Origin of the sequence: Burkholderia seminalis (assembly GCF_001718535.1) — a bacterium.
Lineage (GTDB): Bacteria > Pseudomonadota > Gammaproteobacteria > Burkholderiales > Burkholderiaceae > Burkholderia > Burkholderia seminalis.
This window is the reverse complement of the sequence record NZ_CP013398.1, coordinates 604,700-619,358: the sequence shown is the minus strand read 5'-3', so window position 1 is coordinate 619,358 and position 14,659 is coordinate 604,700. Positions and strand designations below refer to the sequence as shown.

Below are 14,659 nucleotides of genomic sequence, written 5' to 3'. Positions count from 1 at the left end.
GGTTCGTCGCACGTTACTTGTCGCTCGACGAGCCGTGCGGCATCGAATCGGACAACGCGTCGACCACCGGCGTCAGCACGTCCCCCGGACTACCGGTCGTCCAGCCGCCTTCCTTGAGGCTGTAGATGTCGATCTTGCCCGCCACCGGATGCGTCACCGGTGCGTCGTCCAGCACCTGCGCGATGCCCGAGAAGATCGTCTTGAGCGACGCAATGCGCGCCGCCTCGCTCTTCAGGCGCCGATTCGGCCCCAGCTTCGCCTCCAGCGCCTTCGCGCCTGGCCCCGCATCGGCCACGCGACACGCGAATTCGACTGTCGCGATCGTCGCGCCCTCGACGTCCGGGTTCGGTTGTTGCGATGACCCGGTCGTCTTGCATGTCGAGCGATTGAGCGCGCGCTGATACGCGGCGGCCATGCTCTCGACCGACGGACGCAACGCGGCACTGGCCTTCGGCGGCATCGGCGCCAGTATCCCGTCGGCCATGTCCCTGCGCATCGACTCGCCCATCGTCGACAGCACGCCGATGTCGAGCGCGTCCTTGCCGCTGTAGCTCTCACGAACCGCGTCGTTGAATTCGCGCGCTTTCGACACGTCGCCGTTGACGAGCGCGCCGATGTAAAGGTCGACGGTCTGCTCGGGCGTCAGCGGCGCGGCATGCGCGGCGCCGGCCGCGACCAGCAGGGGCAGCACGACGGCGCGTGCGGAACGGGAAATATTCATGGGAAGACAGCCCTCTCTCGATGGTTTGTTGTACGCACCCGGTACGGCGGCTGCCACAGCCGGGCCGACCGGATTGTCCCGAAAAACGGCGCCGGATGAAAGGCGGATGTCGGCAAGCGGCGCGCGCACCGGCCCGGACGCATCGCGCAGGCGCAAAAAAGCCCGCTCGAGGCGGGCTTCCTGCCGGATCGGCCGCGGGCCGGTGCGTGCTTACGCGAACGAGTAGAACACGCGGAACGCGACCTTGCGCTCGGCCCAGAACTCGGCCGCCTCGCGGAACACGTCGAGCAGCGTCTCGCGCCCTTCCTTGTCGAATTTCTGCGCGATCGGCAGCCCTTCGAGAACGATCACGAAACCGGGCTGCGCGCCGGCCTTCGCGACGAGGTCGGTCAGGCAGTCGTACAGTGCATCGTAGTTCTTCCCGAAATGCTTCGGGAACAGGAACGACGTCGCGATCGTTTCCATCACTTCCTGCTTCGACTGCGCGGCGCCGCAATACGCGAACAGGAAGTGCTGGCCGAGCCGGGTGGCTTCGTCGGCGAGATCCTGCACGCGGAACGCGCGGATCGACTGCACGAGATTGGGTCGCACGGTCGTGAAAAGGCTCATAGGCTCCTCGTTCGATGAAAGCCCGGGTTCGGCTTCCTGTTGCTCCGGCGTGCTGCCAGCCTGCGCCGCCGCGTGCAGCTGGATCACGCGCTGAAACAGATTGCCGTCGCCGGCAGCGAACAGATCCGCCGCCGCCGTATCGTGCGCGTAGATGGAGTCGCTCATGCCATTCGTCCCGAAGTCATTCAACAATACGTTTAAAACTGTTGTAGTGGTCGCCCGTGTAGTAACAGTTGTCGATCCGGCGCAAGGGCCCGCCACAGACGATCCGGCGCGCCCCGCGATTGCGGGCACGCGGCGTCGGCACCGTGTACTCATGGTAGTAGCCGCGCTTCGCCTTCGGCAGGATCCGCTCGCGGTTGCCGAATACGACGCCGTCTTTCTCGTACGGATAGGGGCCGCCCGCGCCGATCAGGCCCAGCGTGGTCACGGCCTCGCGCGGAAGACTGGCAACCGGAATCGTATCGAGCCCGCTGGCGGCCACGTCGGCCGGAACGGCCTCCCGTGCGTAAGCGGCGGAAACCAGACTGCCCGTCGGCGTGCCGACGATACCCATCGCGAACATCGCGAAGACGGACGCGAGCGCGCCGTTGCGGAGCCACTTGCGTGCCATGAACCAGGGTTCCCGCTGTTAAATCAAGTAGTTGACGACCAACAAAGGCGTTAGCGTAGCGTTATTGGCCGCGCGAATCAATGTCCGTTTGGGAATCGAAAGCGTCGCGATACCCGGAATCGCGCATTTCTTACCGAAATTACACTACATTTATCTTACATAGGATAAAATCCGGATGGCATCTCGCTGTTGGCAGGACCTGCCTCCCTGCCGCGCTCGCTGTCTGGAGTGGAGAGATGCTGCTTGTTGCTTGCGGGAAGCGCGTTTGCGCCCTGCCCGGCGGCGTGCCCGTTGCGGGCACGCCTCTTTTTGCCTTTGTTTACAATTTTCCCGACGCGCCACGCCGGTTCGACCGGCCTGGCGCGTTCGTTTTGGCTCAGCGCGCCGCGTTCACGTCGGCGACCAGCAGCGCCGCCATGTTGACGATGCGGCGAACGGTCGCCGATTCGGTCAGCACGTGCACCGGCTGCGCGGCGCCCAGCAGGATCGGCCCGATCGCGATGTTGTTGCCGGCGGCCGTCTTCAGCAGGTTGTACGCGATGTTCGCGGCGTCGATGTTGGGCAGGATCAGCAGGTTCGCTTCGCCTTCCAGCGTCGATTCCGGCAGGATTTCCTTGCGCAGCGCGGCGTCGAGCGCGACGTCGCCGTGCATTTCGCCGTCGACCTTCAGCTCCGGCGCGGTTTCCTGCAGGATCGCGAGCGTATCGCGCATCTTCTTCGCCGAAGGCGCGTTGCTCGTGCCGAAATTCGAGTGCGACACCAGCGCGACCTTCGGCTCGATGCCGAAGCGGCGCACTTCCTCTGCCGCCATGATCGTGATCTCGGCCAGTTGCTCCGGGGTCGGATCGACGTTCACGTGCGTGTCGACGAGGAAAATCTGGCGGCCCGGCAGCACGAGGCCGTTCATCGCCGCGTACACGCTGCAGCCCGGGCGCTTGCCGATCACCTGGTCGATGAAGTGCAGGTGGCGGTGCGTGGTGCTGATCGTGCCGCAGATCATCCCGTCCGCTTCCCCCTTCTTCACCAGCATCGAGCCGATCAGCGTCGTGCGGCGGCGCATCTCGACGCGCGCGAGCTGCTCGCTGATGCCCTTGCGCGCCATCATCTTGTAGTACGTCTGCCAGAAGTCGCGGTAGCGCTCGTCGTGCTCGGTGTTGACGACCGTGAAATCGGTGCCCGGCGTCAGGCGCAGGCCGTAGCGCTGGATACGGTGCTCGATCACCGACGGGCGGCCGATCAGGATCGGCTTGGCCAACTTCTCGTCGACGATGATCTGAACGGCGCGCAACACGCGCTCTTCCTCGCCTTCCGCGAACACCACGCGCTTCTTCTCTTCCGACGCGGCGCGCGCGATCTGGAAGATCGGCTTCATCGTCGTGCCGCTGTGATATACGAACTGCTGCAGGTGCTGCTTGTAGGCTTCCATGTCCTCGATCGGGCGCGTCGCGACGCCGCCGTCCATCGCGGCCTGCGCGACGGCCGGCGCGATCTTCACGATCAGGCGCGGATCGAACGGCTTCGGAATCAGGTATTCGGGCCCGAACGACAGATCCTGGATGCCGTACGCGGTCGCGACGATGTCGCTCTGCTCGTGCTGGGCCAGCTCGGCGATCGCGTTGACGGCCGCGATCTCCATTTCACGCGTGATCGTCGTCGCGCCGACGTCGAGCGCGCCGCGGAAGATGAACGGGAAGCACAGGACGTTGTTGACCTGGTTCGGGTAGTCGGTGCGGCCGGTCGCGAGAATCGCGTCGGGGCGCACTTCGAGCGCCGCTTCGGGCAGGATTTCCGGCGTCGGGTTCGCGAGCGCGAGGATCAGCGGACGCTCGGCCATGCCCTTCACCATCTCCTGCTTCAGCACGCCCGCGGCCGACAGGCCGAGGAAGATGTCCGCGCCGTCGATCACTTCGGCCAGCGTCCGGGCGTCGGTTTCGCGCGCGAAACGCTCCTTGTCCGGATCCATCAGCTCGGTGCGGCCCTTGTAAACCACGCCGGCCAGGTCGGTCACCGTGATGTTCTCGAGCGGCAGGCCGATGTCGACCAGCAGGTCGAGACACGCGAGCGCCGCCGCGCCCGCGCCCGAGGCGACGAGCTTGACCTTCTTGATGTCCTTGTTGACGACCTTCAGGCCGTTCGTGACGGCCGCGGCCACGACGATCGCGGTGCCGTGCTGGTCGTCGTGGAACACCGGGATCTTCATCCGCTTGCGCGCTTCGCGCTCGACGATGAAGCAGTCCGGCGCCTTGATGTCTTCCAGGTTGATCCCGCCGAAGGTCGGCTCCAGCGCGGCGATCACGTCGACAAGCTTGTGCGGGTCCGACTCGTTCAGCTCGATGTCGAACACGTCGATGCCCGCGAACTTCTTGAACAGCACGGCCTTGCCTTCCATCACCGGCTTCGACGCGAGCGGGCCGATGTTGCCGAGACCGAGCACCGCCGTGCCGTTCGTGACGACGCCGACCAGGTTGCTGCGCGCGGTGAAGCGCGCGGCGTTGAGCGGATTCTCGACGATCTCCTCGCACGCGTACGCCACACCCGGCGAGTACGCGAGCGCGAGGTCGCGCTGGTTGATCATCTGCTTGGTCGGGGCGATCGCAATTTTCCCGGGCGTCGGGAATTCGTGATAGTCGAGTGCGGCTTCGCGGAGCTTGGCTTTGGAGGAGGCTTGGGTGGACATGTGTCTCGTGACGGGCGGATTAGAATAACTGTTCGACGGCATTGTAGCGCCAATCATCGGCCGCCAGACCTGCGATTCGGGTGCAACAGCCGCGACAAAAATGTACCGGATGGTGCAGAAGCGCCGCCGTTCGCCTCGTACAATGCCGTTCCTTCAACCGTTCCGGATCGCCCGACGTGCCAGCCGCCCTCTCCGAGTTTTCGCTGATCGAACGCTTCTTCACGCGCCGCGCCGCGCAGGGGGCGCGCGCGTCGACGCTCGGGATCGGCGACGATTGCGCGCTGATCACGCCGCGATCCGGGAAATTGCTGGCCATTTCGACGGACATGCTGGTGGAAGGCCGCCATTTCTTTCCCGATGTCGCGCCCGACGCGCTCGGCCACAAGACGCTCGCGGTCAACCTGTCCGATCTCGCGGCAATGGGCGCCGAACCGCGCGCGTTCACGCTCGCCTGCGCGCTGCCGCGCGCCGACGCGGCGTGGCTCGAGGCCTTCAGCAACGGGCTGTTCGCGCTCGCCGAGCGCTACGGCTGCGAGCTGATCGGCGGCGACACGACGAGCGGGCCGCTGAACCTGTGCGTGACCGTGTTCGGCGAAGTCGCACCCGACGCGGCGCTGCGGCGCGACGCCGCGCGCGACGGCGACGACGTGTGGGTGTCCGGCACGCTCGGCGACGCCCGCGCGGGCCTCGGCGTCGCGCGCGGCGAATGGGCGGCCGGCGCGGCCGAAGCGGCCGCGTTCCGGCGCGCGCTCGAGCGGCCCGAGCCGCGCATCGCGCTCGGCCTGGCGCTCGCGGGCGTCGCGCACGCGGCGCTCGACCTCTCCGACGGCCTCGCCGGCGACCTGCAGCACATCCTGACGCGTTCGAACGTGCGCGCCGAGATCGACGCCGACGCGGTGCCGCGCTCGGCCGCGCTCGCGACGCTGCCGCCCGACGTGCAGCGCCGTTGCACGCTGGCGGGCGGCGACGACTACGAACTGTGCTTCACCGCGCCGGCCGCGGCCCGCGCGGCGGTCGAGGCGGCCGGCGCAACGGCCGGCGTGCCGGTCACGCGAATCGGTACAATACGCGCGATGTCCGCGCCGTCGGCGCTCCCCGCGATCGCGTGGCACGACGCCGCCGGCGCGCCCCTCGCTCTCACGTTGCACGGCTTCGACCACTTCCATGCAGACTGACCCGACGCCCGCGCCTGCCGCGGCCGAGACCGGCGCCGCACCCGACGCGCCGCAGCGCGTGACCGCGCGCTTCATGCTGTCGCACCCGGCGCACATCGTGTCGCTCGGTTTCGGCAGCGGGCTCGCGCCGATCATGCCCGGCACGTTCGGCTCGCTGTTCGGCTGGCTGACGTTCGTCGTGCTCAACCGCTACCTGACGGTGCCCGAATGGTGGGCGCTGATCGCCGTCGGCTTCGCGGCGGGCACGTGGATCACCGGTTTCACCGCGAGGAAGACGGGCAGGTCCGATCCGGGCGCCGTCGTCTGGGACGAGATCGTCGCGATCTGGCTCGTGATGCTGTTCGTCACGCCGGCGACCTTCATCGGCCAGCTGTGGGCGTTCGTCGCGTTCCGCTTCTTCGACATGCTCAAGCCGCCGCCGATCCGCTATTTCGACCGCCGCCTGAAAGGCGGGCTCGGCATCATGGCCGACGACCTGGTCGCCGCGTTCATGACGCTGCTCGTGATCGCCCTGTGGCGCTCCGTCGTCGGCTGACCGATTTCCCGACTCCCGTATCCCGACGCGCATGCCAACCGATTCCGTCGTCCATCAGCTTGCGATCCGCGCAGGCAACAAGCTGCGTGACGAGCACCTGACGCTCGCCACTGCCGAATCCTGCACCGGCGGGATGATCGCCGCGGCGATCACCGACATTTCCGGCAGCAGCCAGTGGTTCGAGCGCGGGTTCGTCACGTACTCGAACCAGGCCAAGATCGAGATGATCGGCGTGCCGCCCGACCTGATCGACAAGTACGGCGCCGTCAGCGAGCCCGTCGCGCGCGCGATGGCCGAAGGCGCGCTGCGCAACAGCCGCGCGCAGGTCGCGCTGTCCGTCACCGGCATCGCCGGCCCGGCCGGCGGCAGCGAGAAAAAGCCGGTCGGCACCGTGTCGTTCGGCTGGAGCAACCGGCTGCATACCGACGTCGAGACGCTCGTGTTCAAGGGCGACCGCGAGCAGATCCGCACGCAGGCGGCCGCGCATGCGCTGCGCGGGCTGCTGAAGCTGCTCGACGAGCGCGAAGGCTGACCGGGCCGGGGCGCGCGACGCGCCCCGCTTGCCGCTTACTGGATCGCGTCGGGCTTCACGACGATCCAGTTCTTGTCCGCCGTCACCGGCAGGCCGAGCGATTTCTGCTTCGCGGCCGATTCGTCCGACCACGCGCGGATCTGCGTCATCTGCTTGTCCTTCTTGTTGACCCACACGCGCACGCCGCCGCGCGCGACGTCGGTCGCGTTCAGCAGCATGTAGCCGTCGGACGCCGGCGTGTCGCCCGCGACCAGCACCGGCTTCTTCCACTGGTCGATCCAGCCGACGATCGAACCGAGCTTGCCTTCGTACCACGTCATCGGGTTCATCAGGAACGGCGTGATCACCAGGCTGCGGTTCGCCGCCTCGTCGTACTTGCCGGCCTTGATCTGCAGCCGCGACGTCGTCAGCGCGCCGGTCGCCGGGTTGCGCAGCAGCGTCGTCACGCCGATCACGTTCTGCGGCTTCACGTGGTAGCCGTACTTCGGGTCGGACAGCACGAGCCGCGCGAGCTCCTCGTGCGCGGCCGTCATCACGTAGACGTCGATGCCGTTCTCGCGCAGCGCGGTGTACAGCTCCTGCATGCCGCGGAAGAAGCGCGGCGGGTTCACCGCGCCGTCGACCACCTTGTCGCCCTGCCAGTAGCGGACCGGAACCGGCTTGCCGTCGGCGAGCATCGCGTCGACGTGGCGCTTCAGATCGGCGAGCGACTGCCCGGCGAACGCCTGCGCGATCCACGGGTAGCAGACGAGGTCGTCGATCTCGCACAGCCGGTAGTAATAGCTCGTCAGCGACTCCCGGTAGTCGGCGGAATCCTTGAACGGGATCAGCTTCAACGACGGGTCGAGCGTGTCGCGCGTCAGCACGCCGCGGTTCTCGAGGTACGGCAGCAGCGATTCCTCGAGGTCGTAGCGGTAGGTCGTGTTGTCGGCGTCGAACACCGCGTAGTCGCCGCGGTGCGCGTGCGCGGCGATCATCGCGTTCAGCGCCTTCGCGCTGTCGGCCGGCCAGTGCGACAGGTCCGCCGCATGGGCGAACGTCATGCACCACGATGCGGCGAACGCGCTCAGGACACGGCGGGACAGCTTGGGCATGGCGTCACTCCCTTTCTTGACATTTTCGTTACAGATCGATGACAAGCGGCAGCATCGCGCGAATGAACGGCGGGCATGCGGTGCGGAAGCGACGGGAAGTTGCTCGTGTGCGCCAGCGCGGCACACACGCGATGAAGGCGCGCGGCCCGCGGGCGCGGGCGCGGCCGGTGGCCGCCCGAACGGGCGGCCGGCATGTCAGCGATGCGCGTTGATCGTGTCGCGCGTCTTCTGCGCGGCGAGCGCCGCGGCTTCGGCGAAGTCCTCGCCCTTGCTCGCGTACAGGATCGCGCGCGACGAGTTGATCATCATGCCGGTGCCGTCGGCCGTGCGGCCCGCGCTGACGGTCGCCTGCACGTCGCCGCCCTGCGCGCCGATGCCGGGGATCAGCAGCGGCATGTCGCCGACGATCCCGCGCACGATCTCGATTTCCTTCGGGAACGTGGCGCCGACCACGAGGCCGAGCTGGCCGTTCCTCGCGTTCCACTTGTTCGCCGCGAGGTCGGCGACGACCTGGTACAGCGGCCGGCCCGGATGGCCGGCCCCGCCCGTTTCGAGGAACTGCAGGTCGGAACCGCCCGGGTTCGACGTGCGGCACAGCACGATCACACCCTTGCCTTCGTGCTCGAAGTACGGCTCGACCGAGTCGTAGCCCATGTACGGGTTCACCGTGACGGCGTCCGCGCGATAGCGCTCGAACGCTTCGCGCGCGTACTGCTCGGCCGTGCTGCCGATGTCGCCGCGCTTCGCGTCGAGGATCACGGGCAGGCCCGGATGCTGGAGGTGGATGTGCGCGATCAGGCGCTCGAGCTGGTCTTCCGCGCGATGCGCGGCGAAGTAGGCGATCTGCGGCTTGAACGCGCTCGCGTACGGCGCGGTCGCGTCGACGATCTGCCGGCAGAATTCGAAGATCGCGTCGGGCTGGCCGTCGAACTGCACGGGAAAGCGCGACGGCTCGGGATCGAGGCCGACACACAGCAGCGAGTCGGTGCGCTGCCACGCGGCGCGCAGCGATTCGATGAAAGTAAGCGGGGAAGACATGGCGGGTACTCGCGGCAAACCGTTGGTAGACCGCGTATTTTACCCGCGTCGCCGGCGTCCCTCGCGTGTCGCGGCATGGCCGCGTGCATCGGCGCGTTCGACGGTGAACGCGAAGCGCCGCGTGAGGCGCTCGCCGGGTGCGAGCAGCGTCATCCCGTGCGCGGCCGCGCCGCCCGGCAGGTTCACCGCATTGATCGGATGATCGACCGGCTCGAAGCAGAAGAAATCCTCGCCCGGCGGCGTGTAGAGCACGTACGCGTCGGCGTCCGCCGCGACGGTCAGCGACAGCCCGCGGCGCGGCCAGCTCACCGTCGCGTGGCCGCCCCAGCCGGTGAACGCGTGATTGACGAGCGCGGCCGGCAGCGGATACGCGACGCCGAACTGCCAGGCCGGCGGCACGCTCACGTGCCGCACCGGCAGGAAATCGGCGCCGGACAGCCACAGCCCGCCGGCCGCCGCGGCCAGCTCGGTCACGCTGTCGCGCACGAGAAACGGATGCACGCCGAGCCCGAACGGCAGCCGCGCGCGCCCCGCGTTCTCGATCGTCAGCGCGATCGACAGCGTCGCATCGTCGAGTTCGAACGACTGGATCGCGCGGAACGCATACGGCGCGCCGCCCGCGCGGTCGAGCGACAACTGCAGCGTCGTGCCGGTCGCATCGTCCACCTGCCACGGCGCGAGCCAGCCGTCGCCGTGGATCGGCAGCGGCTCGTCGCGGCGGTTGCGCGGCACCGCGATCTTGCGCCCGTCGCATTCGAAGCGCCCGTCGCCGATCCGGTTCGAGTAAGGCAGCAGCGGATAACACGCGAGCTCGTTCGGGTCCGTCGCCGTCTCCGGGTGCTCGCAGCGGCGGAACACCGGCATCAGCGCGCCGTTGTCGCCGCGCCAGTCGAAGCGCGCGATGCCGCCGCCGAGGTGCGGCAGCACGTCGAGCCGCAACGACGCGTTCGACAGCGTGACGGCCGCCGCATGCGCGGCGCCGACGCCCTGCGCGAACGCAGCCGTCTGCGGGCCGGGGCTGACCGGCTGCGCGGCGGCGGCCAGGCGCGCGCGGCGCGACTGGCTGGTGGACGACGATGCGTGCGAGGACGGGGCGGTCATGGCGAACTCCTTTCCTTCGTCGAGGAAACGATGCAGGTCGGTGCGAACGGGTCAGGCCCAGCCGCCGTCGACGATCACGTCCTGCGCGGTGATCATCCGGCTGTCGTCGGCCGCGAGAAACAGCGCCATCCGCGCGAGGTCGGCCGGCAGCAGCTCGGCGTCGATGCACTGGCCGGCCTTGATCGCCGCGCGGCCCGCGTCGTCGAGCCACAGCCGGCGCTGCTTGTCGGTCATCACCCAGCCCGGCACCAGCGAATTCACGCGGATGCCGAACGGGCCGAGGTCGCGCGCGAGCCCGCGCGTGAGCCCCTGCACGGCGGCCTTCGCCATCACGTAGACGGGATAACCGCCGTTTTTCAGCATCCAGCTGATCGAGCCGAGATTGATGATCGCGCCGCCGCCCTGCTGCTTCATGTCGTCGATCACCGCCTGCGCGGCGAAGAACTGGTGGCGCAGGTTCACCGCGATGCCCGCGTCGAACGCGTCGGGCGTCACGTCGCCGATCGCGTGGCGCGCGTCGTTCGCCGCGTTGTTCACGAGCACCGCGATCGCGCCGATGCGCGCGCGGATCGCGTCGATCGCACGGCGCAGCGCGTCGATGTCGGTCAGGTCGCACTGGATGAACAGCGGCGCGTGGCGCACGTGCGCGAGGCTGTCCGCCAGCGCGGCGCCCGCGGCCGCGTCGAGGTCGACGAACGCGACGCGCGCGCCCTGCGCGGCGAAGTGCTCGACGAACGCCGCGCCGATGCCGGTCGCGCCGCCCGTGATCAGCACCGCGCGATCCTCGAGGCTCGGGTATCGCGCGTATCGCGCGGCGCTCGCGCCGTGCGCGGAAGTGTCGATGGTCATGCGGTTCGTCTCCGTGGAAACCGGTCGGTCAGTCGCGTACGCCGCGGTTCTTCAGCTGGTCGAGCAGCACGGCCGCGAGCAGGATCGCGCCGCGCACGAGGTACTGGTAGAACGCGTCGATGTTCAACAGGTTCATCACGTTCTCGACGGTGCCCATGATCAGCACGCCGATCACGACGCCGGAGATCGTCGCACGGCCGCCCATCAGCGACACGCCGCCGAGCACGCACGCGGAAATCACGTTCAGTTCGAAGCCCTGCGCGGCGTTCGGCTGGCCCGACGTGATGCGCGATGCGAGGATCACGCCCGCGAGCGCCGTCACCGCGCCCTGGATCAGGAAGATGTAGACGCGCGTGCGTTCGACGTTGATCCCCGCGAGCCGCGATGCCTCGGGGTTGCCGCCGATCGCGAGCGTGTTGCGGCCGTATACCGTCTGGTTCAGCAGCACGCCGAACGCGATGAAGCACAGCAGCGTGACCCAGATCGGCAACGACACGCCGAAGAGCGTGAGCCCGCCGAGCGCGATGAAGGTATCCGACGACACGCCGACCGCCTGCCCTTTCGACACGATGAAGCCGAGCCCGCGCACGATCTCCATCGTCGCGAGCGTCGTGATCAGCGCGTTGATGCGCAGGTACGCGATCACCGCGCCGTTCACGAAGCCGATCGCGGCGCCGGCCGCGACCGCCGCGACGATCGCGACGAACGTGTTGTCGGTCGCGTTCAGCACCATCGCGCACAGCACGCCGGAGAACGCGACGGTCGAGCCGATCGACAGGTCGAAGTCGCGCGACGCGAGACAGAACATCATCGTGCACGCGACCATGCCGATCTGCGAGATCGACAACGCGAGGCCGAGCATGTTGTCGATCGAGAAGAAATGATCGACCGTCAGCGACATCGTGATGAACATCACCGCGAAGATCGCGATCAGGCTGTATTCGGTCAGGTGCTGCCACCACTTCTGGCGGTCGCCCTGCTGTGGAACCAGCGCGTCGGCCGTCGGCTTCACGGCGGCGCTGGCGAGGTTTTCGTTGACTTGCATGGTGTGTCTCCTGCTCCTGCTTCGCGCGGCCCGCGCCGCGCAGGTTCGATTCGATTGTCGCCGGTCGCGTCAGGCTGCCTCGACCGCGCTCGTCTGCGGCAGCGCGAGGCTCAGCACCGCGTGCTCGTTCGCCCGTTCGCGCGGCAGCTCGCCGGCAATCCGGCCTTCGCGCATCACGACGATGCGGTCGGACACGCCGAGCACTTCCGGCAGCTCCGACGACACCATCACGATCGCGCAGCCGCGCTCCGCGAGCCGGTAGATCACGTCGTAGATCTCGTGCTTCGCGCCGACGTCGATCCCGCGCGTCGGCTCGTCGAGGATCACGACCTTCAGGTCGGGCTCCGCCAGCCAGCGCGACAGGATCGCCTTCTGCTGGTTGCCGCCCGACAGGAAGCGGATCTTCTGGCGCCGGTTCGGCGTCTTGATCTTCAGCCGCTGGATGAAGCGGTCGGCCGTTTCGCTTTCGGCCTTGCGGTTGATGAACAGCCCCGCGCGCAGCGAATGGCGGCGGCAACTGATGTTGATGTTCTCCGCGACCGACGCGATTGCGATGATCCCTTCTTCCTTGCGGTCCTCGGGGCACAGCACGATGCCGTGGCGGATCGCGTCGCCGGTGCGCTTCACGTCGATGCGCGCGCCGTCGAGCGTCAGCACGCCCGCGCGCCGGTGGTCCGCGCCGTACACGAGCCGCATCAGTTCGCTGCGGCCCGCGCCCACCAGCCCGAAGAAGCCGACGATCTCGCCCGCGCGCACCGAGAAGCTCGCGGGTTCGCGCAGCGCATGGCCGTCGATGCCTTCGGCGGAGAACCGCACGTCGCCGAGCGCGCGCGGCGCGTAATGGTAGATGTCCGAAATCTCGCGCCCGACCATCTCGGCGACGAGCCGTTCGCGCGGCACGTCGCCGAGCGACTCGTGCGACGCGATCTTGCGCCCGTCGCGGAAAATCGTGCACGCATTGCAGAGCCGGTAGATCTCGTCCATCCGGTGCGAGATGTAGATCAGCGCGCGGCCCTGCGCGCGCAGGTCGTCGACGAGCTTGAACAGCACCTCGGTCTCGCGATGCGACAGCGAACTGGTCGGTTCGTCGAGCGCGATCACGCGCGCATTGCGCATCAGCGCCTTGCAGATCTCGACCATCTGCCGCTGCGCGATCGACAGCCGCCCGAGCTTCGCGTCGGGGTCGAGGTCGACGCCCATCGCCGCGAGCCGCTCGCGCACGTAGCGCTTCGCCTCGCGCTTCCTCACCCAGCCGAACGCGTTCGGCAGGCGGCCGAGCAGCAGGTTTTCCGCGACCGTCAGGTCGGGGACGTACTGCAGCTCCTGGTGAATCACCGCGATGCCGGCCGCGATCGACGCGGCCGCATTCGCGAACTGCACGGGCTGGCCGTCGACCAGCACGCTGCCCGCATCGGGCTGGTATTCGCCGCCGAGAATCTTCAACAGCGTCGACTTGCCCGCGCCGTTCTCGCCCATCAGGCCATGCACTTCGCCCGCCTGCACGTCGAACGAAATGCCGTCGAGTGCGCGCACGCCGGGAAATACCTTGCCGATATTGTCAAAACGCAGTGCCGCTGACACGTCGTCTCTCCACTTCCGAAATCGATCGACCGCCGGCCGCCGCATCGCCGCGGCAGCCGGCGGGCCGCTTACTTCGACGCGAGCCCCATCTCGTCGCGTACCTTCGACACGTTGTCGCGCGTCGCGAGCATGCCCGTCGTCAGCGTCAGCGGCGGCGGCGCCTTGCCCTGCGTGATCCACGTGTACATCAGGTCCGAGGTTTCCTCGCCGTGGCGCTTCGGGCTGATGATCACGGTGCCGTAGAAGCCCGTCGGCTGCGGCTTCTTGAACTCGTTCAGCGCCGAGTCGGACCCGCCGATGCCGATGCCGATCATGTTGTCGGCCTTGAAGCCGCGCCCTTCGGCCGCGCGTACCGCGCCGAGCACGGCCTCGTCGTTCAGCCCGTACGCGACCCAGTGCTTGAACTGCGGGTTCTTCGTGAGCGCGATGTTCGCCGCGTTGAACGCGTTTTCCGTGTCGGTCTTCGCCTGCGGCGCCGCGATCACGTTCGCCTTCGGGAAGCCGGCGGCCACCAGCGCGTCGGTCGCGCCGCTCGTGCGGTCGTGCGCGGTCGGCAGCTGCTCGTAGGTGATGTCGATCGCGCCGACGTCCTTCATGTCCCAGCCGCGCTTCTTGATCTCGGCCGCGATGCCGTCGCCGACCTGCTTGCCGATGTTGTACGCGGAGATCCCCATGTGCGGCACCGACTCGATCGGCTTGCCCGCGCCGTCGACGAGGCGGTCGTCGACCGTCATCATCTTCAGGTTGTGCGACTTCGCCTTCGCGACGATACCCGGCCCGAGCTTCACGTCGGGCGTGCAGATGATGAAGCCCTGCGCCTTCTGCGCGGACAGGTTGTCGATCGCGCTCATCACCTTCTCGCCGGACGGCGCGCCGATCTTCACGAGCGTGAAGCCCTTTTGCTTCGCCGCGATTTCGGCGAACTTCCACTCGTCCTGGAACCACGGCTCTTCCGGCTGCTTCACCAGGAAACCGATCTTGACCGGGTCGGCCGCGTGCGCGACCGGGCTGCCCATCACCACCGCGGCCGCGGCCGCCAGCGTTACGAACGTTCTGCGTTTCATCTCCAGTGTCTCCTTGTTTTCATCG

Annotated in this window: 14 protein-coding genes; 3 read left to right on the top strand and 11 right to left on the bottom strand. The window is 68.0% G+C overall.

Annotated features, from left to right (window positions below; translation table 11 throughout):
- Positions 1-13: 13 nt before the first annotated feature.
- The 4 genes from WJ12_RS02790 to WJ12_RS02775 all read right to left on the bottom strand — a co-directional run bounded on the left by WJ12_RS02790 (position 14) and on the right by WJ12_RS02775 (position 4,662).
- Positions 14-721 carry a hypothetical protein gene (locus tag WJ12_RS02790; RefSeq protein ID WP_049028426.1) on the bottom strand — a complete coding sequence of 236 codons (708 nt, stop codon included), beginning with the start codon at positions 719-721 and terminating at the stop codon, positions 14-16.
- Positions 722-931: 210 nt separating this feature from the next.
- Entirely contained in the window at positions 932-1,495 is a 564-nt protein-coding gene (locus WJ12_RS02785; protein ID WP_034186412.1) for a barstar family protein, read from the bottom strand.
- Between the two features lie 16 nt (positions 1,496-1,511).
- The gene (locus WJ12_RS02780) at positions 1,512-1,943 is read right to left on the bottom strand and encodes a guanyl-specific ribonuclease (protein ID WP_034186411.1); all 432 of its coding nucleotides are present in this window, start codon (positions 1,941-1,943) and stop codon (positions 1,512-1,514) included.
- A 376-nt stretch (positions 1,944-2,319) separates the two neighbouring features.
- The gene (locus WJ12_RS02775; RefSeq protein ID WP_269465996.1) at positions 2,320-4,662 is read right to left on the bottom strand and encodes an NADP-dependent malic enzyme; all 2,343 of its coding nucleotides are present in this window, start codon (positions 4,660-4,662) and stop codon (positions 2,320-2,322) included.
- Positions 4,663-4,796: 134 nt separating this feature from the next.
- Between WJ12_RS02775 and thiL the strand changes: the two genes are divergently transcribed.
- Genes thiL through WJ12_RS02760 form a run of 3 tightly spaced genes read left to right on the top strand, consistent with a single transcriptional unit; the run spans position 4,797 to position 6,862 of the window.
- Positions 4,797-5,795, top strand: a complete 999-nt coding sequence (thiL, locus tag WJ12_RS02770) for a thiamine-phosphate kinase (protein ID WP_059558041.1) — start codon at positions 4,797-4,799, stop codon at positions 5,793-5,795.
- Positions 5,785-6,330, top strand: a complete 546-nt coding sequence (locus WJ12_RS02765) for a phosphatidylglycerophosphatase A family protein (RefSeq protein ID WP_034186408.1) — start codon at positions 5,785-5,787, stop codon at positions 6,328-6,330. Before thiL ends, WJ12_RS02765 begins: the two co-directional genes overlap by 11 nt.
- 31 nt (positions 6,331-6,361) lie before the next feature.
- Positions 6,362-6,862, top strand: coding sequence for a CinA family protein (locus WJ12_RS02760; protein ID WP_069245538.1), 501 nt, complete (start codon positions 6,362-6,364; stop codon positions 6,860-6,862).
- Positions 6,863-6,897: 35 nt separating this feature from the next.
- Here WJ12_RS02760 and WJ12_RS02755 read toward each other — a convergent pair whose 3' ends face one another.
- From WJ12_RS02755 to WJ12_RS02725, 7 genes are all read right to left on the bottom strand, one after another.
- Positions 6,898-7,956 (bottom strand): hypothetical protein, encoded by a 1,059-nt coding sequence (locus WJ12_RS02755; protein WP_034186406.1) that lies wholly within the window; start codon positions 7,954-7,956, stop codon positions 6,898-6,900.
- A gap of 195 nt (positions 7,957-8,151) precedes the next feature.
- Positions 8,152-8,994: an orotidine-5'-phosphate decarboxylase gene (gene pyrF, locus WJ12_RS02750; protein ID WP_034186405.1), complete on the bottom strand. Its 843-nt coding sequence runs from the start codon at positions 8,992-8,994 to the stop codon at positions 8,152-8,154.
- Positions 8,995-9,033: 39 nt separating this feature from the next.
- Complete coding sequence (locus tag WJ12_RS02745; RefSeq protein WP_034186404.1) at positions 9,034-10,095, bottom strand: aldose 1-epimerase; 1,062 nt, start codon at positions 10,093-10,095, stop codon at positions 9,034-9,036.
- 51 nt (positions 10,096-10,146) lie between these two features.
- Complete coding sequence (locus WJ12_RS02740) at positions 10,147-10,944, bottom strand: SDR family NAD(P)-dependent oxidoreductase (protein WP_034186403.1); 798 nt, start codon at positions 10,942-10,944, stop codon at positions 10,147-10,149.
- A gap of 28 nt (positions 10,945-10,972) precedes the next feature.
- Positions 10,973-11,989 (bottom strand): L-arabinose ABC transporter permease AraH, encoded by a 1,017-nt coding sequence (gene araH, locus WJ12_RS02735; protein WP_034186402.1) that lies wholly within the window; start codon positions 11,987-11,989, stop codon positions 10,973-10,975.
- Between the two features lie 69 nt (positions 11,990-12,058).
- Positions 12,059-13,570, bottom strand: a complete 1,512-nt coding sequence (gene araG, locus WJ12_RS02730) for an L-arabinose ABC transporter ATP-binding protein AraG (protein ID WP_069245537.1) — start codon at positions 13,568-13,570, stop codon at positions 12,059-12,061.
- A gap of 68 nt (positions 13,571-13,638) precedes the next feature.
- Positions 13,639-14,634 (bottom strand): arabinose ABC transporter substrate-binding protein, encoded by a 996-nt coding sequence (locus WJ12_RS02725; protein WP_049030988.1) that lies wholly within the window; start codon positions 14,632-14,634, stop codon positions 13,639-13,641.
- Positions 14,635-14,659 lie beyond the last annotated feature (25 nt).